The organism is Marinobacter sp. UBA2688 (genome assembly GCF_002352785.1).
In the GTDB taxonomy this organism is placed as follows: domain Bacteria; phylum Pseudomonadota; class Gammaproteobacteria; order Pseudomonadales; family Oleiphilaceae; genus Marinobacter; species Marinobacter salarius.
The window spans coordinates 42,690-64,731 of the sequence record NZ_DELU01000027.1 but is presented as its reverse complement, the minus strand read 5'-3'; the positions used below and the strand labels follow the sequence as shown (position 1 = coordinate 64,731).

General features: G+C 60.2%; 18 protein-coding genes. 10 read left to right on the top strand and 8 right to left on the bottom strand.

Annotated elements, in window-relative coordinates; genetic code table 11:
• Positions 1-7: 7 nt before the first annotated feature.
• The gene (locus B3M52_RS18125; RefSeq protein ID WP_075196352.1) at positions 8-2,110 is read right to left on the bottom strand and encodes a NosR/NirI family protein; all 2,103 of its coding nucleotides are present in this window, start codon (positions 2,108-2,110) and stop codon (positions 8-10) included.
• A 137-nt stretch (positions 2,111-2,247) separates the two neighbouring features.
• A complete protein-coding gene (locus B3M52_RS18120; protein ID WP_075196351.1) occupies positions 2,248-2,985 on the bottom strand; it encodes a spermidine synthase in 738 nt (245 codons plus the stop codon).
• 11 nt (positions 2,986-2,996) lie between these two features.
• Between B3M52_RS18120 and B3M52_RS18115 the strand changes: the two genes are divergently transcribed.
• The gene (locus B3M52_RS18115; protein ID WP_227662328.1) at positions 2,997-3,944 is read left to right on the top strand and encodes a putative RNA methyltransferase; all 948 of its coding nucleotides are present in this window, start codon (positions 2,997-2,999) and stop codon (positions 3,942-3,944) included.
• On the opposite strand, the gene B3M52_RS18110 is transcribed toward B3M52_RS18115, so the two are convergent.
• Entirely contained in the window at positions 3,922-4,452 is a 531-nt protein-coding gene (locus B3M52_RS18110) for an ankyrin repeat domain-containing protein (RefSeq protein WP_075196350.1), read from the bottom strand. The two genes, B3M52_RS18115 and B3M52_RS18110, sit on opposite strands and share 23 nt — an antisense overlap.
• Before the next feature lie 165 nt (positions 4,453-4,617).
• Here B3M52_RS18110 and B3M52_RS18105 point away from each other — a divergent pair, with 165 nt between their 5' ends.
• A complete protein-coding gene (locus B3M52_RS18105; protein WP_036207624.1) occupies positions 4,618-5,247 on the top strand; it encodes a YbhB/YbcL family Raf kinase inhibitor-like protein in 630 nt (209 codons plus the stop codon).
• Between the two features lie 100 nt (positions 5,248-5,347).
• Here B3M52_RS18105 and B3M52_RS18100 read toward each other — a convergent pair whose 3' ends face one another.
• The gene (locus B3M52_RS18100; RefSeq protein ID WP_075196349.1) at positions 5,348-6,424 is read right to left on the bottom strand and encodes a substrate-binding domain-containing protein; all 1,077 of its coding nucleotides are present in this window, start codon (positions 6,422-6,424) and stop codon (positions 5,348-5,350) included.
• Positions 6,425-6,556: 132 nt separating this feature from the next.
• Between B3M52_RS18100 and B3M52_RS18095 the strand changes: the two genes are divergently transcribed.
• From B3M52_RS18095 to B3M52_RS18070, 6 genes are all read left to right on the top strand, one after another.
• Complete coding sequence (locus B3M52_RS18095; protein WP_075196439.1) at positions 6,557-7,048, top strand: formate dehydrogenase subunit gamma; 492 nt, start codon at positions 6,557-6,559, stop codon at positions 7,046-7,048.
• 17 nt (positions 7,049-7,065) lie between these two features.
• Positions 7,066-8,604, top strand: a complete 1,539-nt coding sequence (locus B3M52_RS18090; protein ID WP_075196438.1) for a formate dehydrogenase beta subunit — start codon at positions 7,066-7,068, stop codon at positions 8,602-8,604.
• Positions 8,605-8,628: 24 nt separating this feature from the next.
• The gene (fdhF, locus tag B3M52_RS18085) at positions 8,629-11,559 is read left to right on the top strand and encodes a formate dehydrogenase subunit alpha (protein WP_151983088.1); all 2,931 of its coding nucleotides are present in this window, start codon (positions 8,629-8,631) and stop codon (positions 11,557-11,559) included.
• The gene (fdhD, locus tag B3M52_RS18080; RefSeq protein WP_083637256.1) at positions 11,540-12,430 is read left to right on the top strand and encodes a formate dehydrogenase accessory sulfurtransferase FdhD; all 891 of its coding nucleotides are present in this window, start codon (positions 11,540-11,542) and stop codon (positions 12,428-12,430) included. The genes fdhF and fdhD overlap by 20 nt, the downstream gene beginning before the upstream one ends.
• Positions 12,423-12,644, top strand: a complete 222-nt coding sequence (locus B3M52_RS18075; protein WP_075196346.1) for a formate dehydrogenase subunit delta — start codon at positions 12,423-12,425, stop codon at positions 12,642-12,644. The genes fdhD and B3M52_RS18075 overlap by 8 nt, the downstream gene beginning before the upstream one ends.
• A gap of 119 nt (positions 12,645-12,763) precedes the next feature.
• The gene (locus B3M52_RS18070; RefSeq protein WP_075196345.1) at positions 12,764-14,902 is read left to right on the top strand and encodes a TonB-dependent receptor; all 2,139 of its coding nucleotides are present in this window, start codon (positions 12,764-12,766) and stop codon (positions 14,900-14,902) included.
• Positions 14,903-14,951: 49 nt separating this feature from the next.
• Here B3M52_RS18070 and B3M52_RS18065 read toward each other — a convergent pair whose 3' ends face one another.
• Genes B3M52_RS18065 through B3M52_RS18055 form a run of 3 tightly spaced genes read right to left on the bottom strand, consistent with a single transcriptional unit; the run spans position 14,952 to position 17,958 of the window.
• The gene (locus B3M52_RS18065; RefSeq protein WP_075196344.1) at positions 14,952-15,998 is read right to left on the bottom strand and encodes a FecCD family ABC transporter permease; all 1,047 of its coding nucleotides are present in this window, start codon (positions 15,996-15,998) and stop codon (positions 14,952-14,954) included.
• The gene (locus tag B3M52_RS18060; RefSeq protein WP_075196343.1) at positions 15,995-16,999 is read right to left on the bottom strand and encodes a FecCD family ABC transporter permease; all 1,005 of its coding nucleotides are present in this window, start codon (positions 16,997-16,999) and stop codon (positions 15,995-15,997) included. The genes B3M52_RS18065 and B3M52_RS18060 overlap by 4 nt, the downstream gene beginning before the upstream one ends.
• Positions 16,993-17,958 carry an ABC transporter substrate-binding protein gene (locus B3M52_RS18055; RefSeq protein ID WP_075196342.1) on the bottom strand — a complete coding sequence of 322 codons (966 nt, stop codon included), beginning with the start codon at positions 17,956-17,958 and terminating at the stop codon, positions 16,993-16,995. Before B3M52_RS18055 ends, B3M52_RS18060 begins: the two co-directional genes overlap by 7 nt.
• Before the next feature lie 111 nt (positions 17,959-18,069).
• Between B3M52_RS18055 and B3M52_RS18050 the strand changes: the two genes are divergently transcribed.
• Both B3M52_RS18050 and B3M52_RS18045 read left to right on the top strand, forming a co-directional pair.
• The gene (locus B3M52_RS18050; RefSeq protein WP_075196341.1) at positions 18,070-18,936 is read left to right on the top strand and encodes an ABC transporter ATP-binding protein; all 867 of its coding nucleotides are present in this window, start codon (positions 18,070-18,072) and stop codon (positions 18,934-18,936) included.
• Positions 18,933-19,850: a sucrase ferredoxin gene (locus B3M52_RS18045; RefSeq protein ID WP_075196340.1), complete on the top strand. Its 918-nt coding sequence runs from the start codon at positions 18,933-18,935 to the stop codon at positions 19,848-19,850. The genes B3M52_RS18050 and B3M52_RS18045 overlap by 4 nt, the downstream gene beginning before the upstream one ends.
• A gap of 33 nt (positions 19,851-19,883) precedes the next feature.
• On the opposite strand, the gene B3M52_RS18040 is transcribed toward B3M52_RS18045, so the two are convergent.
• Positions 19,884-21,971, bottom strand: coding sequence for a TonB-dependent receptor (locus B3M52_RS18040; protein ID WP_075196339.1), 2,088 nt, complete (start codon positions 21,969-21,971; stop codon positions 19,884-19,886).
• Positions 21,972-22,042 lie beyond the last annotated feature (71 nt).

The following is a 22,042-nucleotide window of genomic DNA, read 5'->3' as shown; positions in this document are numbered from 1 at the left end:
GTGCGGTTCAGCCCGCATCCGTTGCCAGTATTTGCGCCTGGCGCTGGCGTTTCTTCTCCAGCACCTTGTCCACGCATTGGCTCTGGTCTTTCAGAATCACCACGCACTCCAGGCACTGGATGCATTCGTTGTAGTCAATCCGGCCATCTTTATGGATCGCATTGATTCCGCAACTGTTCTTGCAGTGCTGGCAAGGCTTGCCGCACAGCTCCACCCGGTCGAGCCAACTGAACAGGCGCAGCTTGCCCAGAACCGCCAGGCCGGCCCCGAGCGGGCAAAGGTAGCGGCAGTAGAACTTGTGGATGAACATGCCCACCACCAGCAGGCCAACGGCATAGGCCACGAACGGCCAATAACGCACGAAGATGAGCGTGATGCCGGTTTTGAACGGTTCCACTTCCACCAGCTTCTCCGCCAGTTCCAGTGAATAGAACGCCGTTCCCACCAGCACCAGGAGTATCGGGTACTTCAATAGAATCAGCCGCCGATGCCATTTTTCCGGTACTTTCACCTGGCGGAACTTCAGTTTCTCGCCCAACCAGGCCGCCATCTCCTGCAACGCGCCAAAGGGGCATAGCCAGCCACAGAACAGCCCGCGCCCCCAGACAAACAGGCTGATAAAGGTGTAGGTCCACAGGATAAACAGCACCGGGTCCATCAGGAATACGTTGAGTGAAAAACCGTCCCAGATGGCCAGGAACAGGGTGTAGATATTCACCACCGAAAGCTGACCCTGAGCATAGAAGCCGATAAAGAACAGGGTGAAGAACAGAAAGCCCCAGCGGAACCGATGCACCAGTTTCGGATATTGGCTCAGGGTGCGCTGGCGGGCGAAGAACACCGTCAACAGGGTGAGACTGAGGACCAACAGGGAAATGGTCAACCAGCGTTCCTTCCATAGCCCGATCCACACCGGTTGGCGATTGTCTTCTGGCCGAGGTGTCACCTCGACGGCTTCGAACAGCTCCTGCGCAAAGGCCATCGGGATCTCCAGCTCGGTGCTGTCGGCAACCAGGTGATTCTTCCGCAATGTGACGCCCAGCTTCAGAGTCGCTTCGGCACCGGGATTGAAGCCTGCGTTGCCGCCGACCCGGAACAGGGTTGTCCGGGCGAACTCCGGCATGCCGTCGGCGTTGATCTGTATGTTCTGGTCGAACACGTTGATATCGCGAATGTCCAGCGACAGACTATTTTGCTGCAATCCCAGGCGATCCGGTGAGCTTCCTGGGGTGAAGTCATCCGGTAGGTGTGGGTAAAGTCCGCGGGACATGACGGCCAGTATCTGGGCGTCTGGCCCCGTCTTTTCTTTCAGCCGCTGGAAACCTTCGTCGCCCAACAGATTGCGGCCCACCATTGGTGCGTTGATGTAGCCGAAAAACAGCTCGGCGAAAGGCTCGCCAGGGTCAGGTTGCGACGCCTCGGGATAATCCACCAGGGGCGAGCCCAGTTTCTGTTCGATCGCCGCAGAGCTGATACGCCAGTGGCCGATGTACCCCCGTTCGAACAGTTGCGCCCACGACAGCGGTTGGTAGAGATCGGTTTTCGCCCGGGTAGGCGCTTCCTGAGTAAATCCGGCGAGCTTCTTTCGAGCCACCTTGAGGGCCGAGGACAGAACCGTGTCGTTGATGATCAGCACGGACACCGTGGCCTTACTCACGCCGTCGAAATGCACCACGTTGCCGTCCGGGCTTTTGCCGCTGCGAGAGCCTGACGTGTCAATAACAATCTGTTCGGTGAGGGAGCGGCCCTCGTACTGGTCGATGAACTCGAACAGTGGCTCTTCGCCAAGTCCATGAAGAAACACCGGTTCGTGATGGTTGAGAATGCGAATGCCGGTAAAGCGGCCGCGGCTGTCGAGCCCGATCAACATGCTGACGGGTTTCCCGGCAAAGCCCTGGAGTGGACTGATATCGCGGGATTCGTAGGCGTAGCCTATCAGCTCCTGAAGCTGATACACCGGGTACACCGGGTAGTCCGGCAACCGGTCACGAATGTCTGTGGCCTTGGGGAATAGTTCCTGGATTAACGTCTGCTTCTCATCGTCCAGGGCGCCATACGTCGCCAGGGGAAAACAGGCTAGGACCAACAGCAGCAATAGCCGCAAGGGCATGGTCTCTCTCCATCGATTTCTTGTTGTTGGTCAGATCCATGCTAGAGATTTGCCATGCGGGCACAATGCGACCTCCGGGCCGGGCAGGTGCTACTTTGTGAGGAGAAATGGAGGCTGAGAAGGAAAGCAGAGGTCGATCAGTTCAGGCGAATCACCCGCCCCATTAAACGTCGCCAGTCGATAGGCAGGCGGTTTTCCAGCGCCACCAGGGTGGGGTCTTTGGTGTGCAGGGCTTCAAAGGGGCGCTTGCTGGCGAAGATCACCGTGTTGTTGGTTTTACTCTTGAACAGCAGGAGGACTGCAAACCCCGCGCGCAGCTGGTGGAACAACGGACCATTGATGTCCGGCGTGCGGTGATAATTGATGGCGAGCCAGCCGTCGTCGCCAAGTACCCGGCTGCATTGTCTGATAAACTGCCGCTGGGCCTGGGCCGGGCTCATGCGGTCGGAGTTGTACATGTCGGCCAGGATGAGGTCGCTGCTACCGTCCGGCGCTTTGCCGAGGGCGTCCCTGGCATCGCCGATGGTCATTGTCAGGTTGGCGGAATGCGGCAGGCTGAAGTATTCGCGGGCCACCTCCAGCACCCGGGGCCGCAATTCCACCGCGTGTACCTGGCAGTCAGGCAGCAGGTGCAACAGCGCACCGGCCATCACGCCGCCGCCGAGGCCAAGAATCGTGGCGTGTGCGGGCTGTGCAAAGGCAACTGGCAACAGCATGGCGCGGCTGTACTCATGAACGGGAAGATGGGGCCTGCGGCGATCTATCTTGCTTTGCTCAAACACCGAATCAAAGGTCATCACCCGATGTTTGCGATAGTCGACCACCAGAATGCCACCGAGTGCGTCCCGGGTGTAATGGATAATCTCGCCCTTCACGGTGGCGTCCCTTGTCTGATCGCTGCGTCGTTATTCTGGGCATTTATCCGCCGCTTCTCAAGCCGCACGTCAGGGCCGGAGGCCGCGAGCCTGTGAGCATGGACACCTTCAGCGCCCTGGCCTGCCCGTTGGACGGTGAGCCCCTGAACCAGTCCGGTACCTGCTGGCGTTGCCCGGCTGGTCACAGTTTTGATGTTGCCCGCCAGGGCTACCTGCACCTGCTGCCGGTCCAGAAGAAGCGCTCGCTGGACCCGGGTGATAGCAAGGACATGGTGGCGGCGCGCCGGCGCTTCCTGAATGCCGGTTTCTATCAGCCCATTGCCGAGGCCGTGAACAAAGCGGTGGCGCCCGGAGCCGCCGATGCCAAACCACTGGCCTGCCTGGACGCTGGGTGTGGAGAGGGCTATTACCTCCGGCAACTGGCAGCGGCAAATACGGAGAGGTCTCTTGCGCTGGTGGGAGTGGATATCTCCAAGTGGGCGACCCTGGCCGCCGCGAAGCAGGATAAGCGCCCCCGTTGGCTGGTCGGCAGTAACGCTAACCTGCCGGTGTTGAACGGCAGCCTGGATTGCGTACTCTGCCTGTTTGGCTTTCCCGTCTACAGTGAGTTTGCCCGTGTGCTCAAACCCGGCGGCATCCTGATCCAGGCCGACGCTGGCCCCGATCACCTGCGGGAACTGCGGGAGATTATCTATCCGTCGCTCAAACCCGAAAAGCCGCCAGCTGTTGACGTGCCTGAAGGTTTTTTGAGTCTGGGGACAGAGACGATTCGTTATTCACTGACCTTGGAAAGCCAGGAGGCGATTGCCGACCTGCTGGCGATGACGCCGCATTTTTACCGGGCGCCTGCGGAGGGGCGGGTTCGTGCCGAGACACTCGAAACCCTGGCGGTGACGGTCGAAGTCACGCTGAGGCGTTTTGTTCGTGATTCTGCCGCTACGACGACAACGCCCCGATAGCCTCGTTCGCTTCCATGGTCCGGGCCAGATCCTCTGCCGTTTGCCCATCCTCATCTTTCAACGATTTATCCGCGCCTGCTTCCAGCAAACGCCCAATCATATCCACCCTATTGAACATGGCGGCGACCATCAGCGGTGTTTTGGCGCCTGCCGGGCGATGGTCGACGTCGGCGCCGGAGGTCAGCAGCAGGTCTACAATGTCGGTATTGCCCTGATACACCGCGCTGGCCAGGGGCGTTTGTAGCTGGTCGTTGGCCAGGTTGGGGTCGGCACCCTGTTCCAGCAGCAGGCGCGCGGTGTCTTTGTGGCTGTTGCTGCAGGCGAGCATCAGCAGGCTGTCACCGGTGTTGGTGCGGATGTCCACGGGTACGCCGGCGTTGAGCATCACGCTGAGGGGGCCGGCACCACCATTCCGGGCCAGTTCGAACAACCCCTGGGCGAAAGCAATGGCGTCTTCGTCCTGTTGATTGTCGGGGTTCTGGGGCCTGGTTGGCTTGTCGTGGCTCATGGTTTTCCTCTGGTTTCATAGCGAATCTTGGGCAACCGTAACACGCCTGGAGCCAGCCAAGAATTGGACTTGGGTACGGTATGGATCTGGACAGACCCACAACGCCACTGTTAAAACCGTGCTATCAGGTAAGCAAAACCATCAAGGGTACAGGAGAACAGGACTGTGAAAATCAAGGTTCGAGGTATTGAAGAAGGCCAGCCGGTGCCGGAGAAATTCGCGTTTGGTGTCTACAGCGAACAGGACCACATGAGCTTTGGCCCCAACCGCAACCCGGAACTGGTCTGGGAGGACGCGCCGGAGGGCACCAGGAGTTTCGTGGTGATGATGTTTGACCCGGACGTGCCCAGCGTGGCGGACGACGTCAATCAGGAAGGCAAAACCGTGTCGAAGGACATTCCCCGGGTGGATTTCTTCCACTGGCTGCTGGTGGACGTGCCGGCCGCCACGTCCCGCATCCCCGAGGGCGAGGACAGCGATGGTGTGATTCCCAAGGGAAAGGAGCCCGGTCCGGGCCCGATCGGTATTCGTGGCGTGAACAACTACACCCAGTTCCTGGCTGGCAATCCCGACATGGCAGGAACCTATGCCGGTTACGATGGTCCCTGTCCGCCCTGGAACGATGAGATCCTCCATCATTACCACTACGAAGTGCACGCGCTGGATGTTGAAACTCTGGGGCTGGATGGTGAGTTCGATGGTGCCGCAGTTCGTGAAGCCATGGCAGGTCACGTTCTGGCCAGCGCCCGGGTGACCGGTACCTACACGCTGAATCCGGATTTACGTAAAGACTGAGTAGCCACAGACAGGCGCCATCCGCAAGAAAGCCGGAATGTCGGGTGACCGACGTCCGGCTTTTTTATGCGCGACCATTTACGGGGATTTTCGACTCGGTTCAGCCCGTGCCTGCGAGTAGCTGTTCAAAGGTGGTGATGGTTCCCGGACTGTCCGGCTCATAGCCGGGAAGGTGTTCGATCCGATCGATAAAGGCCTGCGAGCGCATCAGCTCAATCAGGTGCGACAGGTTGTCCTGCCCCAGCCGCTCTTCATGGCAGAGCAGGAGGTAGTGCTCGCTGGCCATTTCCACGAAATCAAGGTTGAACTGGCTGGCCGCCGCTTCCACGCCGAAGCCTACATCCGCCATTCCCGACGCGACAAAGGCAGCGACGGCTGTGTGTGTGAACTCGTGCTGAGGCGAGCGGTTGATGCTCTTTTCAGTGAGTCCCGCCTGACGTAGCAGAAGGTTGAACAGGATGCGGGTGCCGGAATGGCGATCACGGCCGATAAAACGGAGCCCGGAAGCGGCCAGTTCCGACAGGTTATGGACCTTCACCGGGGCGTCTTTGCGCATCATCAGGCCTTCGCGCCGGGTGACAAAACGAATCAGCCGGAATTGTTTGCCGGCCAGCTGATGCTGGTAATGGGCCATGATTTCCCGGGCCCGTTCCGGGCAGGTGGGAAAGTGAAAGCTTGCCAGGTCGCATTCGCCGCGATTGAGGGCGGTCAGTGCCTCTTCGGGGTTGCGGTATTGGAGGTTGACTTCAACGCGATCTGAGAACTCCGGGAGCAGGGCCACGGCATAACCATGACTGGCGTGAAGGCGAAGGACCGGGTGCTCACCGGCCAGCAGTTGCTGGATCTGGTCGTTAAATTCGGACGCCATGCTGTCGATCTGAGGCCCGAGCCGGGCTTTGACCCGCTGATCTGCCCACAGCAATTTCTCGCCCAGGGCGGACAGCTCGGTGCCGTGCCCCTTGCGCATGATCACCAGTGGCATTCCGAAAACATCGGAGCTGCGATTGAGCAGGTTCCAGGCGTGGCGGTAAGACACGCCGGCCGCCTCTGCCGCCGCGGTCAGTTTGCCGCTGTCTCGGATCGTTTCGAGCAGGCGGAATAATACCGGCTCGAACAGCTCACCGTTATCGGTTCGGAAGACCCAGGCAGGGGAAATAGACAGCCTTTTCTTATGCATTCCTATTCATATTCCGTCGGCGATGATGGAGTGGTAGCGTATGACTATCACTGTTCAGATACTGTAACAGAACAAGAAATAATAGGAACAATTATGCATATGTCAGAGGTGAATCAGCAATCACTCGGCGCCATGGCTTACGCCAGCGACTGGACACCTGACATGGTCCGGGCGGAAGTGGACGCCCTGAAACACAAGCCTGGCGCCCTGCTCCCCATCCTGCACGCCGTCCAGAACCGGATTGGTTACATCCCCGAGGGCGCCGTGGCCATCATCGCTGAGGCGCTGCAGCAGACCCGTGCCGAAGTCCATGGTGTGATCAGCTTCTACCACCATTTCCGCACTCATCCGGTGGGCAGCAAGGTTATCCATGTGTGCCGTGCGGAAGCCTGCCAGTCCATGGGCGGCCGGGCGCTCGAAGCCCACATCAAGGATCGCCTTGGTGTGGACTATCACGGTACCACTGCCGACAACGAATTCACCCTTGAGCCAGTCTACTGCCTGGGCAACTGCGCCTGTGCCCCTTCCATCCGCGTGAATGACGATATCCACGGTCGGATGACGCCGCAGAAGTTTGATCGCCTGGCGGACAAGCTCACCACATCCGCGCTGGACATCCGGTGATCACGGGAGCATCGATGATGGCAACCAGAATCTACGTGCCCTGCGATACCACCGCCCTGTCCATGGGGGCGGATGACGTGGCGAGACTGATAGAACACCATGCCGGAGTTCAGGGTGTGGCTATTGAACTGGTTCGTAACGGTTCCCGAGGGTTGTTCTGGCTTGAACCAATGGTGGAAGTCGAGACGGCCAGCGGCCGGATCGGCTATGGCCCGGTGGAACCGGATGACGTTCAGGGGCTGGTGGAGGCCGGGTTGTTCGATGGTGCGCCCGACCATCCTCTGTTTCTTGGCCCGGTGGCCGATATTCCCTACCTGAAACGCCAGCAACGCCTGACTTTTTCCCGTATTGGCATCACCGATCCGCTGTCGATTACCGACTATCGTGATCATGGCGGCTTTGACGGCCTGGAAACGGCGATCAGCGTGGAGCCCCAGGGCATTGTCGACGAGGTCAAAGCCTCCGGCCTCCGTGGTCGGGGTGGCGCAGCCTTTCCCACCGGTATCAAGTGGCAGACGGTGCATGACGAGCCCTGGCAGCTGCAGAAGTACATCGTCTGCAACGCCGATGAGGGCGATTCCGGCACCTTCGCAGACCGGCTCGCCATGGAATGCGACCCCTACATGCTGATTGAAGGCATGACTATTGCCGGGCTGGCGGTGGGGGCGACCCAGGGATTCATCTATCTGCGCTCGGAATACCCGGTGGCGCACCGCATTCTGAATGAAGCGATCCGCCGTGCCGAAGCCGAAGGCTATCTGGGCCAGGATGTCCGGGGCAGCGGTCGTGCCTTCCATCTGGAAGTGCGGCTGGCGGCGGGCGCCTACATCTGTGGTGAGGAAACCTCGCTGCTGGAAAGCCTGGAGGGCAAGCGCGGCCTGGTTCGGGCAAAGCCGCCCCTGCCCGCGATCAAGGGGCTGTTCGGCCAGCCTACCGTGGTCAATAACGTACTGTCATTTGCCGCTGTGCCGTTCATTCTGGCTCAGGGTGGCCAGGCCTATGCGGACTACGGCATGGGCAAGTCACGGGGCACCCTGCCGATCCAGTTGGCGGGCAACATCCGCCAGGGTGGCCTGATCGAGTTGGCCTTTGGCGTTAGTTTACGGGAGATCCTCGAAGATTTCGGTGGCGGCACCTTCTCGGGCCGACCCATGAAAGCCGTCCAGGTGGGCGGCCCGCTAATGGCGTATATGCCGGAAAATCAGTGGAACACGCCCATGGATTACGAGGCCTTCGGCCAGCTTGGCGCGGGTATCGGCCATGGCGGCGTGGTGGTTTTTGACGACACCGTGGACATGGGAGAGCAGGCCCGGTTCGCCATGGAGTTCTGCACCGTGGAGTCCTGCGGCAAATGCACGCCCTGCCGGATTGGATCGGTACGTGGTGTGGAGGTGATTGACCGGATACGCGCCGGTGAGAACCGTGAGGCCAATCTGGTTCTGCTGGAAGAGCTGTGCGAGACCATGGTCGACGGTTCCCTTTGCGCAATGGGGGGCATGACCCCGTTCCCGGTACAGAGCGTGATGACACATTTTCCGGACGACCTGACAGCCTGACCGACGCGAGTGGAGGCAATAACGATGTTGCAATATTTTGATCCGGGCACTTTAAATCGAGGTACGGGTAATCGAGGTACAGGCGGCCTGAACCCCGATATCGACTATGGTACGCAGCCCAGCACCTCCGAAACCCTGGTTAGCCTGTCCATTGACGGCACCGATATCGCAGTGCCCGAAGGCACTTCGGTGCTGCGGGCAGCCACCCTGGCGGGTATCAACATTCCCAAGCTGTGCGCATCGGACAACCTCGAAGCCTTCGGTTCCTGTCGCCTGTGCGCGGTGGAGATCGAGGGCCGCCGCGGCTATCCGGCCTCCTGTACCACGCCGGTGTCCGAGGGCATGGCCGTCACTACCCAGAACGGCAAGCTGGCCAAGCTCCGGCGCAACATCATGGAGCTGTATATTTCCGACCACCCGCTGGACTGCCTGACCTGCCCGGCCAACGGCGACTGTGAACTGCAGGACGTGGCCGGCGCCGTGGGTTTGCGGGAAGTGCGCTACGGTTTTGAGGGCGAGAACCACCTGGACGTGGAAGTGGACGATTCCAACCCCTACTTCAGCTTCGACCCCAGCAAGTGCATTGTCTGCTCACGTTGCGTGCGTGCCTGCGAGGAAGTGCAGGGCACCTTTGCCCTGACCATTGACGGCCGCGGCTTCGACTCCAAGGTATCTGCGGGCCAGAACGATCCGTTCATGGATTCCGAGTGCGTGTCCTGCGGCGCCTGCGTGCAGGCCTGCCCCACCTCCACATTGATGGAAAAGAGCGTGATCGACGCCGGCCAGCCCGAGCACAGCGTGGTCACCACCTGTGCATACTGTGGCGTGGGCTGCTCGTTCAAGGCGGAGATGAAAGGCGACCAGCTGGTGCGCATGGTTCCCTACAAGGGCGGCGATGCCAACCACGGTCACTCCTGCGTGAAAGGCCGCTTTGCCTTTGGCTATGCCACCCACAAGGACCGCATCAAGGAGCCGATGATCCGGGACTCCATCAACGACCCCTGGAAAGTGGTGTCCTGGGAGGAGGCCATCGAGTTCTCCGCCAGAAAGCTCAAGGACACCCAGGCCAGATATGGCCGGGAAAGCATCGGTGGTATCACCTCCTCACGCTGCACCAATGAGGAAACCTATCTGGTGCAGAAGCTGATCCGCGCCGCGTTCGGCAACAACAACACCGATACCTGTGCGCGGGTCTGCCATTCCCCCACCGGCTTTGGTCTGAAGACCACCATGGGCGAGTCCGCGGGAACACAGACCTTTGATTCGGTGATGAAGGCCGACACCATCGTGGTAATCGGTGCCAACCCTACCGATGCACACCCGGTGTTCGCCTCCCAGATGCGCAAGCGGCTGCGCCAGGGCGCGAAGCTGATTGTGATCGATCCACGCCGCATCGACCTGCTGAAAACACCTCACGGCACCGAAGGCATTCACCTGCCGCTACGCCCGGGCACCAACGTGGCGATGATCAATTCCCTGGCCCATGTGATTGTGACCGAGGGCCTGGAAGACAAAACGTTCATCGAAAGCCGGTGTGAGCCCGCGCAGTACAAACAATGGCGGGAATTCATTGCCGAGGAGCGACACTCTCCGGAAGCCCTCGAGGCGGTCACGGGGGTGTCTGCCGACCTGGTACGCCAGGCCGCGCGGGCCTATGGTGAAGCGGGTAATGGCGCCATCTATTACGGCCTCGGGGTCACCGAGCACAGCCAGGGCTCCACCATGGTGATGGGCATTGCCAACCTGGCCATGGCCACCGGCAACATCGGCCGTGAAGGCGTTGGCGTGAATCCGTTACGGGGGCAGAACAACGTTCAGGGTTCCTGCGACATGGGCTCCTTCCCCCACGAACTGCCGGGCTATCAGCATGTGGGCGACCCGGCCGTTCGAGCCAGGTTTCAGGAGGCCTGGAATGTGGCCATTGACGATGAGCCGGGCCTGCGGATTCCCAACATGTTTGATGCCGCCATCGCCGGCAGCTTCAAGGCTATGTATGTGCAGGGCGAGGACATTGCCCAGTCCGATCCCAATACCCAGCATGTGGAAGCCGCGCTCAGTTCGCTGGATTGCCTGATCGTGCAGGACATCTTCCTCAACGAAACCGCCAAGTACGCCCATGTGCTGCTGCCGGGTTCGACGTTCCTGGAAAAGAACGGCACTTTCACCAACGCCGAGCGCCGCATTAACCGGGTGCGTAAAGTGATGGCGCCGGTGGCGGGCATGGAAGACTGGGAAGTCACCATGGCATTGTCGAACGCGCTGGGCTATCCGATGCAGTACCGTCATCCGTCCGATATCATGGATGAGATCGCCCGGCTGACGCCGACGTTTACCGGTGTCAGTTACGACAAGTTGGACGAACTGGGCAGCATCCAGTGGCCCTGTAACGACGAGCATCCCGACGGCACGCCCACCATGCACACCCTCGATTTCCCGATCGGCAAGGGCAAGTTTGCGGTCACCGAGTATGTTGCCAGCGAGGAAAAAACCAATCGCAAGTTCCCGCTGTTGCTGACCACCGGTCGCATCCTGAGCCAGTACAATGTCGGTGCCCAGACCCGACGCACCGAGAACAGCCAGTGGCATCAGGAGGATGTACTGGAAGTTCATCCCAGCGATGCCGAACTCCGGGGCATCCGCGAGGGCGACTGGCTGGGCATCACCAGCCGTGTGGGCCAGACGGTCCTGCGGGCAAGAATCAGTGATCGCATGTTGCCGGGGGTGGTGTACACCACCTTCCACCACCCGGGCAGCGGTGCCAATGTGATTACCACCGACAGTTCTGACTGGGCCACCAACTGCCCGGAATACAAGGTGACTGCGGTGCAGGTGGAGAAGGTCTCGCAGCCGTCGGAATGGCAACGCCACTTCGAGCAGTTTGACCAGCGCCAGCAAGGGTTGTTGGAACCGTCGGCCAGCCATATGGAGCAACCCGATGCCACGGCACTCAAATAACCCGGAGCTGGCAGTCATGCCAGTGATGGGGCCGGACCCTGAGAAGGGTGCGCCAGCGTCCTGTGACCTCCCGGTGGAGGTTCATGGGGGCATTGAGGGCGCCCCCGGTCAGGATAGTGTCGCCGAAGAGGTGCCGGTGGCGATGGTTTATAACGGCATATCCCATGCGGTAATGATGGCATCGCCTTGTGATCTGGAGGATTTTGCACTGGGTTTCAGTCTGACCGAAGGCATTATCGACAGCCCCGGGCAGTTGTTTAACCTGAACGTACATGCCGTCGACGAGGGCATCGCTATCGAGATGCACATCGCCGGCGACTGTTTTGCCCGTTTGCGCCAACAGCGACGGAATATGACCGGACGAACCGGCTGCGGGCTATGCGGCACCGAATCCCTGGCCCATGCGGTCCGGGCGATCCCACGCGTGCCGCTTCGCCCGATACCGGATGATGAAGACGTTCAGCGCGCTCTGAGCAGCCTTCGGCACTACCAGCCCCTGCAGGAACAGACCGGCGCCACCCACGGTGCAGCCTGGTGCGATAGCCAGGGCCGCATCGAACTGGTTCGGGAAGATGTCGGCCGTCATAACGCACTCGATAAACTGATCGGCGCACGGATACACAAGAAGGGCGAGTCGGCCTTCGACGATGGCTTTGCACTGGTTTCCAGTCGCGCCAGCTTCGAGATGGTGCAGAAAAGTGCCAGTGTCGGTATCGGTTGCCTGGTGGCTGTCTCTGCGGCCACGGCACTGGCGGTCCGGGAAGCGCGAACGGCCGGCATGACCCTGATCGGGTTCGCCCGCCCTGGGCGGCATGTCATCTACAATCGGGGCGACAGTGGCCAACCTTCCGAGGAACGCGAGCATGAGTGACCAGCAGTTGCGGAACCTGATCAAGATGATCAACCAGATCAGTGATAACAACCTCCATCATGGCGATGAGGGCGAGGCGGCGGAGGTGGTCGCCACCCACATCAGGAAGTTCTGGGCCCGGAGTATGAAACAGCAGATCAGCGATTATGCAACGTCGGACGGGGCAGAGTTGAATGCCGTTTCCCGGCTGGCCGTCGAGCGCCTCTCGTTGTAAGAACTGATGGTTTTGATTTAGACAATGAGAATTGTTAGCATTTGCACCTCGTTAACATGAGGTAATGTCTGTCATCCTGAAGGTGCGGGCAAAATGCATTAACCATTCGAGATTTGTCTATGAAAACTCCGGAGTCACGTCCCCTGCTGCTGGCGCTGGCCATAGCGGCTGTTCACGGTTCTGCACTGGCGCAATCTTCGTCCAATACCCAATCCGGCGACAACGCCAAAGCGTTACCGGACCTGGTTATCACGGCCACCCGCAACAAAAGCACAGCGGGAGAGACTCCGCAGAAGACAACCATCATTACCCGCGAGCAGATCGAACAACAGCAGGCGATTTCCAATGACCCCGGCCAGGTGCTGAGCAACCTGATTCCTTCCTACTCTCCGGGCCGTCAGAAACTGTCCAACGCCGGTGAAACCTTCCGGGGCCGGTCACCCCTGTTCCTGGTGGACGGTGTGCCGCAGAGCAATCCACTGCGGGACAGCGCGCGGGACAGCTACACCATCGATCTGGATATGGTCGAACGTATCGAAGTAATCCACGGTGCCAGTGCTGAGCACGGCCTGGGTGCGACGGGTGGCATCATCAATTTTGTAACTCGCAGGCCCGACAGCGGTGAGGTTTCCCAGTCTGTGTCGGCCAGCGTGACCAGTGACGACAACGTGGACTCCGATGGCCAGGGTTACAAAGTGGGCTACCGGATCAGCGGTCAGCAGGGCCGCTGGGACTATCTTCTGGGCGGGAACATTCAGGAGCGCGGTGTGTTCTACGACGGTGAGGATCGCTTGATCGGTGTGGCTTATCCCGGTGAACTCCAGAACACCGAAAGCTATGACGTATTGGCCAAGCTGGGTTACTGGCTGGACGATGACCAGAACGTGGAATTTTTCATCAACCGTTTTCAACTTGAAGGCAAGGGTGGATACGTACCGGTAAAGCCACAACCTGGAGACCGTGACCGCGGCGTGCCCACAACCGCACGCCCGGGCATCATTGACGGTAAGCCCGGAGAAAATGAGGTTACCACCGCTCGTCTTTCCTACTCGCACGGCGACTGGCTGGGCAACCAGGTGGATACCCAGCTATACAGCCAGACCTTCCGGGCCCGGTTTGCCACCACGCCGTTCTTCCCCTATGTGGACGCCAATGGCAACGATCAGCTCGACCAGACCCGCAACGAATCCGACAAGGTGGGCGCCAAGTTCACCCTCACCCGCGACGGCCTGCTGAACGATTACCTGACCCTGACAACGGGCCTGGATGTTCTTCAGGATGAAACCCGCCAGACGCTGGTGGAAACCGGGCGTACCTACGTACCCAAATCGCAGTTCCGCAACTACGCAGCCTTCCTGCAGGGCGATGTTGCAGCCACCGACCGTTTGACCCTGCACACCGGTGTCCGCTATGAACATGCGGAGCTTAAGGTTGATACCTACAACACCATCGACCGTAGCAATGTCACCCAGGACAACGTCACCGTCCAGGGTGGCAATCCGGATTTCAACGAAACCCTGTTCAATGCGGGTGTTGTCTATCAGGCGACGGATCATGTGCAACTGTTTGCCAACTATTCCGAAGGGTTTGGCATGCCAGATGTTGGCCGTGTACTACGCGGAATCAGCGACGAAGGTCAGGATGTTGACAACCTGCTGGTGCTGGAGCCGATCGTAACCGATAACCGTGAGATCGGTGGTCGTTTTGACTGGGACCGTTACCATCTGGAGGTGAGTTATTACGAGTCGGATTCTGACTTTGGTGAGCGCCTGACCGAAGTGAATGGCACCTGGGTCGGCAAGCGTGAAAAAACCGAAATCCAGGGCGTGGAAGTCACCGCCGATGCGGACCTGAACGACGCGCATAACCTGGCGTTTTCCTACACCTATGCGGATGGTGAGTCCGACACCGACGGTGATGGCGATGTAGACACTGAGCTGAGCGGCATCAATATTGCGCCGGAAACCCTGAAACTGAGCTGGTCAGCTGCCTGGACGAAGAGGCTGTCGAGCCACCTTCAGTTCACCCAGTTCCTGGACCGGGACATCGAAGGAGATGACCTGGACTTCGACGGATACGGGTTGGTGGATGGCTCTATGGCCTACCGGACCCGTGCCGGGAAGTTCTCCCTGGGCATCGAGAACCTGCTGGATAAGGACTACTTCACGTACTACTCCCAGTCTGCCCGGGTGAGTGACGAGTACTATTTCCAGGGCCGTGGCCGCACCGTCACCCTTGGTTATCAGCTCGACTTCTGAGCAGTCGGCATCCCAAAGCCCGGGGCCTCAGTGCTCCGGGCTTTTACTGTCACCCCAGTTCCCGCCTGAGTCGGTACAGCAGGTACACGAAGAAGGGCGCACCGATGCCCGCAACGAAAATGCCGGCCGGTAGATCCCTGGGTATGAACGCTACCCGACCCACCCAGTCCGCATAGAGAAGAATCAACGCGCCGACCAGCGCCGCGATGGGCAACAGCCCCGTGTGGCCACTGTTGACGAGTTGTCGCGCCATGTGTGGCGCAATCAGGCCGATGAACCCGACCGCCCCGGCATAGGCCACGGCAGAGCCGGCGAGGGCCACTGCCAGCATCAGGAACAGCAAACGATGGCCCTGTAGGGCGCTACCCAGGCCCAGCGCCATATCTTCCCCCATGGATTGTGCATCGAGGTGTCTGAGCTTGATCAGCGCCAGGGGCCAGCACACCATCAGCCAGGGAGCCAGGGCGGTGACGTCGTGCCACTGCGAGGCGTAGAGGCTGCCAGTGAGCCAGATATAGGCGTTCATTGCGGTGGCATCGGGGCTCAGGACCAACAGCAGGGTGGTCACTGCGGTCAGCCCGGCTGCCAGCCCGACGCCCACCAGCACCAGCCTGGCGGGGCTGATCCCCCCCTGCCAGGCCAGGGCCGTAATGCCCAGGGCCACGGCAAAGGCGCCCCCCATGGCGACGGGCGCCAGTAACAGCGAGGTACCGGTGACACCTCCGAGCCAGAGAAACAGCACCGCTGCGGCCGACGCCCCACTGGTGATGCCAATGACATCCGGTGACGCCAGCGGGTTTCTCACCAGACCTTGCAGGATGAGACCGGCTGAGCCCAGAGCAGCGCCCACCAGTATGGCCATGAGTATTCTGGGCAGGCGAATTTCCAGAATAATCAGTGCCAGCTCTGACTGATCCGGGGCGGCCAGGGTGGCGAGTACGTCTGTAACCGAGGTGGGATGGCTGCCGGATGTAAGCGCGAGAACACTGCTGACAGCCAGTAACACTGCGAGCACACTGGTGACCACCAGAACCCTGGTATTGAGTTTGATCGACCAGTGGTCGTTACGGGAGCGAAGTATCAGGGTTCGGCTCACGATACTTTCCTCACGTGTCGGGCGAGATGGAGGAACAGCGGTGTGCCCAGCAGCGCTGTCATGACTCCCACGGGAATCTCCTGGGGTGGTATCACCAGCCTGGCGAGGGTGTCGGCTGCCAGCAGCAGCGTGGCGCCAATAATGGCCGACAGGGGTAGCAGCCAGCGATGATCCGTGCCAAAGAGGCCACGAGCCATGTGTGGCACGATCAGGCCGACAAAGCCGATCAGCCCCGCCATGGCCACCGAAGTGCCTGCCAGGACAATCACCACCAGACCGATCAACAATCGCACCTGCCCTACTCTGAGCCCCAGGCCGCGGATGACCTCATCGTCCAGCCCGAGCAGGTTCAGTTGCCGGGACAATAGCAACGCGAGGATCAGGGCGCCGCCGAACAGCGGCAACAATGGCGCTATCGCATCCAGGTCGCGCCCTGAAACGGAACCCGCCAGCCAGAACAGGATGCTTTCGAAACGGTCCTGGTTGAGGATCAGCAACCCCTGGGCAAAGGAGACAAACAGCGCTGTCACCGCGACGCCGGCGAGCACCGTGCGCACGGGCGAAACACCGCGCCCGGCTTCCTGCCCCAGGAAATACACCAGCACGGCGGCCGTGGCGGCGCCGGTAAAGGCGGCCCATACCAGTTGCGATGGCGAGGTCAGCGAAAACAGCGTGGCGCCGACAACCACGAAAAACATGGCGCCGGCATTGATGCCGAGAATGCCGGGTGACGCCAGTGGGTTGCGGGTCAGCGTCTGCATCAGCGCTCCGGCAATGGCCAGGCCGGCACCTACGACCACGGAGGTCACGGTTCGCGAAAAGCGTTCCGAGTGAATGACCAGATGTTCGAGGGATCCGGGATCGTAGTCCGTCAGGCTGTTGATCAGCATCTCCAGTGACACAGGAATGTGTCCGAATATCAGGCTTGATACCGTCGCGGCCAGCAGCAGTCCCAGGCAGAGTATGGCGCCCAGCGTTTTTGCCGGTGGGGTGGTCAGCATCGTGGGCACCCCTGATGTTCAGGTTGGTGAAGGTCGTAGTGCTGGTAGAGTTCGTCCAGCATCCGATTGGCGGCAATAATACCAGCGCCCATGTTCCAGGTGACCGGGTCCACCTGATAGACGTCGTTTTGCCGCACGGCCTTCAGGTTTTTCCATAGGGGGTGGCTGGACCAGGTGTTGAACGTGCGCTGAACGGCGGGATCGTCCTCCATGAAGATGAAGACGGCTTCGGCGTCCATGGCCGGGATGCTTTCCTGGCTGGTGAGTTTTATGCCCCAGCTTTCCTGGCGATGGGAGGCTGGGGCGGAGAAGCCAAGCTCGTCCAGCACGGAGCGGGCGAAGCCGCCATAGTAGATGCGGGCATGGTCGGCCCGAAAGCTCAGGATTGCCACCTCCTGAGGCCACTGTTCACCCAGCTTTTGGCGGATGCGGGTTCTGAAATCCGCAACCCGTTCCTGCCAGCGCTTCAGCAATTCCTCACCGCGAGCCGTGCGGCCGGTGGCCTTTGCCATCATCGTAAGCAGCGCCTTGAAGTCGTAGACATCGCCCGGTATGACCGTGGGCGCGATGCGCTCCAGCAGGGGGTAGACGGTGCGATGCCGGTTTCTGGCGCCGACAATCAGGTCCGGCGACAGCCAGGCGATGCGCTCCAGGTCAGGCTGGGTTTCAAGTCCCAGATAGGTCACGCCCTGAAGGTCTTCACGCAGATACTGATACATCGGCTTTTCGGTCCAGGACTCCACCACGCCTATGGGTTCGATCCCCAGCGCCACAGCGGTATCGGTGGCGCCCTGATACAGGGATATCACGCGATCTGGCCGGCCCGTGATGGTTGCTTCACCAAGGGCATGCTCCACGGTGGTTACCGGAGTAGTTGGGATGGTAGCGATGGCAGCGATTGCTGCGGGGAATTGAAAGAAGCAGGTAACGAGCAGCAGGAAGCTGGCGTAGCGGTGCATGATAAATCCGGTTGTTTAGCGGACAGCAACTATGGGCTGATTTGATGGGGTCAATTTGATAATGAGAATGGGAGATAATATCATCTGACTTCACTCGAAAGCGACTCTAATATGCCCCTGAATCGACATTCCCCATCCCCGGATTACGATCGCCAGCCGCGACTGCGGGGTGACTCAGTGTGCGCGGGATACGACGGCCGGCAGGTGCTGACGGACGTGGATTTCACGGTGCGTGAGGGCAGTGTCACCGTTCTGTTGGGACCGAATGGCTCGGGCAAGTCCACCCTGCTGAAAACCCTGGCCCGAACTCTGGCCCCCAGCGCCGGCAAGGTGTTTCTTGACGGCAGCGATATCCATCGTCAGCCCACCCGCACCGTCGCGCAACGGCTCGGAATACTGCCACAGAGCCCCACCGCACCGGATGGGCTGACTGTCAGGGAGTTGGTAGGGCTTGGACGTTTCCCCTATCAGAGCCTGATGCGCCAGTGGTCCCGGCGCGACGAAGCCGCTGTTGAGGAGGCCATGAGGGTGGCTGATGTTGCGACGTTTGCCGACCGGCCGGTGGATGCGCTCAGTGGCGGGCAGCGTCAACGCTGCTGGATTGCCATGGTGCTGGCCCAGGAAACCGATCTGCTTTTGCTTGATGAACCCACCACGTTTCTGGACCTGAAGGTACAGGTGGACCTGCTGGAACTGCTGGTATCCCTGGCGCACACACAGGGGCGGACGCTGTTGGTAGTGCTCCACGACCTCAACCTGGCGGCGGCCTACGCCGACCGGCTGGTAATGATGAAGGCGGGCCGGATTCTGCACGACGGCCCACCGGAGACCGTGTTTACCGCCGACAACCTCAAGCAGGTGTTTGATCTTGATGCCCAGGTCATCCGTGAACCTTTGGCGGGCCGGCCTGTTTGTGTGCCGGTAAAACGAACCGTGGCAGAGACTGCTTCCTTCACCTCGCCGGCGGCAACGGCATGAGTGCCTCCGTCCATCGGTTCTGTACTGTCGACAGTATTGAGGCCGGCGATCCTCTTGCCGGCACAGCAACCCATGCCGAGAGCAATCTGCTGATCAGTTGGCCGCGGCCGAAGTGGTCGCGAAGCCTGCGAATCGCCCGTGATATGGATGACGACCTGGCATCACGGATCAATCGTCTTGCGGCCAGTGGACGGCGGGTGAACCTGATTCACCAGCGTGGTCGTCCGGAGCACAGTCACCGGCTTTACCTGTTGCCGGAAGGCCGCAGCTTTGACGTTGAGCGGCGTGACCTGCCGGCGTTTCTGGAGGCCCTGGCGTCCGGCAACGACCTGAGTGGGTGGGCCGGCGCAGCGATGACCGACTCCCTGGTGCTGTGTTGCACCCATGGCCGCAAGGACAAGTGCTGTGCCAAGTTTGGATATGCGACCTATCAGGAGCTCGCCCGTACAGTCGCAGACCGGGACCTGCCGTTTGAGGTCTGGGAAAGTTCCCATCTGGGCGGATGCCGGCTTGCGGCGAGCATCATGGTGTTCCCGTCCATGCGTAAATACGGCCGCGTTGCGCCGGAACAGGTGCTGCCTTTTCTGCAGCATGAGGCAGATGGCCTTCCCTACCTGCCCTGTTATCGTGGCCAGTCGCTGCTGACGCCTGCCCAACAGTGCGCTGAAATCTCCGCCCTGGAGTGGCTTTCTGACAGAAACATTTGTGCGGCACTGTCAGTTGGTCCGGAAGCTTCCTGTGATGACAGCAAGGAGGTTGTGGTGCAAGTGGACTGGGCGTCGAATGATGATTCCGGGGCACTGACAGCCCGATGCGGCACCATGGAGGTCGTGCGCGTCGATACCTGTGCGGACCTGGACGAGGGCCCTACGGCGTCGCTTTGCTGGGTGGTAAAAAACATAAGGCCGCTTTGAGCGGCCTTATGTGTGGTTCTGCCAGTCTTCCGTTTACCAGTCGACCCCGTAACTGACCATCACCGATCGGCCGGGTGCAGTGGTGTACTGGGTGTCGAAATTGTAGATCTGCGAGATCACCGGGAAGTAATCCTCATTCAGCAGATTGTTGATGGCCAGGGTGATATCCCCGTTGCCGGTCCGCCAGGTGCTGGTCAGATCCAGAACCGTGAAGGACTCCACCTCGCCCTGGCCAAAACCGCTACCGCTAAAGCGGTCGCGATCACCCACGACCATGGCCTGCAGGCGATTGCTCCAGCGCGCAGTAGTATCGTGTTCCACATAGCCGGTGAGCTTGAGTGGTGAAATCCGGTTGCCGGCAAGATAGGTGTCGTAGCTGCCATCATCGTCAGAATCGACTTTGCCTTCCATCCAGGTGAAGGTGCCGCCGGCACTCAGGTCGCGGGTGGGATAGGTGTTGAGCTCTGCCTCGAAACCGTAGATACGTTCAGGGCTGCGCAGCACGGGAATGGGCTCGTTGGCGTTGGCTGCCGCAAGGCTGGTTCCCAGTTCCGACTCACTGTAGAACAGCGTCAGTGCAAGATCGGCGCGATCCCAGACGGCCTCGGTGCCAACCTCGTAGTTGTCGACCACCTGTGGCTCAGGGCGGATCTGATCCAGCGATGTGCCCTGCTGGGGCTGGCGCAGGGTGCGGCCAATCTCCGGCACCGTGAAGCCCTGAGAGAAGCTGGCGGTGGCTGCCCAGACATCGTTCACCTGGTATCGGGCCCCGGTATTGAAGACCGTTTCGCTGTACTCCAGCTCACCGCCTTCGACGTCTGCACCAAACACCGTGGTGTAGTCGTCCACCTCGAACCAGAATTTTTCGTAGCGGACACCAGCATTAACGGTCCACTTCGGATTCAGCCGAAGTTCCGCCTGCAGGAACGGCGCCACACTGTTCTGGTCCATTTCAGGTACGAACGTCCGCCCGTCTTCCAGGGGCTGGGCCGTGGTTTCCATCAGGGTGTCCAGGCCCCAGAGCAACTTGGCGCCAGACATGACGTCAAACGGCGTTTCAAAGTCCAGACGGGAGCCGATGCGCTCCGATTCGGTCAGCGACTGTCCACCGCCGGGATAGAAGGTGGCGAAGTACCCGAATCGGGTCATGTAGTCGCGATAATACAGCTGCGCACCCAGTGAGGTATTGCCGAACAGTTGCTGGTCGCTGTAGGTCAGGTTCACGTTCAGGTTTTCAGTGCCCTGATCCTCGCCGCCCGGGTCGCCTTTGACGGCGCGGGTTTTCTGCTCGCCGTACACGCCCGCTTCAAGGACGTAATTGGTGTCCTGCTTGATGTCGTAGTAGCTGGTGGTCAGTTCCAGGCGCTTGTCGGCGTCCAGGTCGAAGCCGAGCTTTGCCAGCACGTCGAACTCGCGGGAGTCGGCAATGCCACCCTGGCCGTTCGGGTCCGGCGGGATGCGGTCGCCATCGGCATCGAAGACATTAGCGCGTTTTTCGTAGGAGCCTCGGAGCTGGTAGTCAAGGGCTCCTGAGCCACCGGTCACGCTCTGGGATAGCCCGAATTGTTCGCTGTCCTTGATGTGCTCGGTCGAGAAACCACCATTCAGTTCGGTGCGGTATAGGGGGGCGCCTTTCTCGTTCTTGCGGGTGATGATGTTGATGATGCCGCCGGTACCGCCAAAGCCGTACACACCATTGGAGCCCCGGATCACTTCGATGCGCTCGATCGATGACGGGTCAATGGAGTTCAGGGAATGAAGCCCGTCGCGCAGGCTGATGGTCTGGGGGATGCCGTCAATCAGTACGAACAGGTTTCGGCCACGCAGCGTCTGCGCCACACTGGTTAAACCGTGGGTAGAGGGCGACAGGCCTGGAACGGTTTTGGCCAGAATATCGCCCACGTTGCCACCCAATGAGGACTGTTTGTCGATGGCGTCGCGGTCAACCACGGTGACCGCACCGGGGTTAACGTTGAGGGAGTCGAGACCGCGAGTGGCGGTTACTTCAAGTGTATCAAGAGATTTCGGTGCCTGATCGGTGCCTTCCTGAGCAGTTGCGGTTGTGGCGCATCCAAGCGCGAAGATCAGGGAATAGCGAAGAGGGTTGGGTTGTTTGAGCATGGTTCTCGGCACCTGATGGTTGTTTTTCGTCACGATGCGGAAACTAAACTAAATGTAATCGATTATCAATA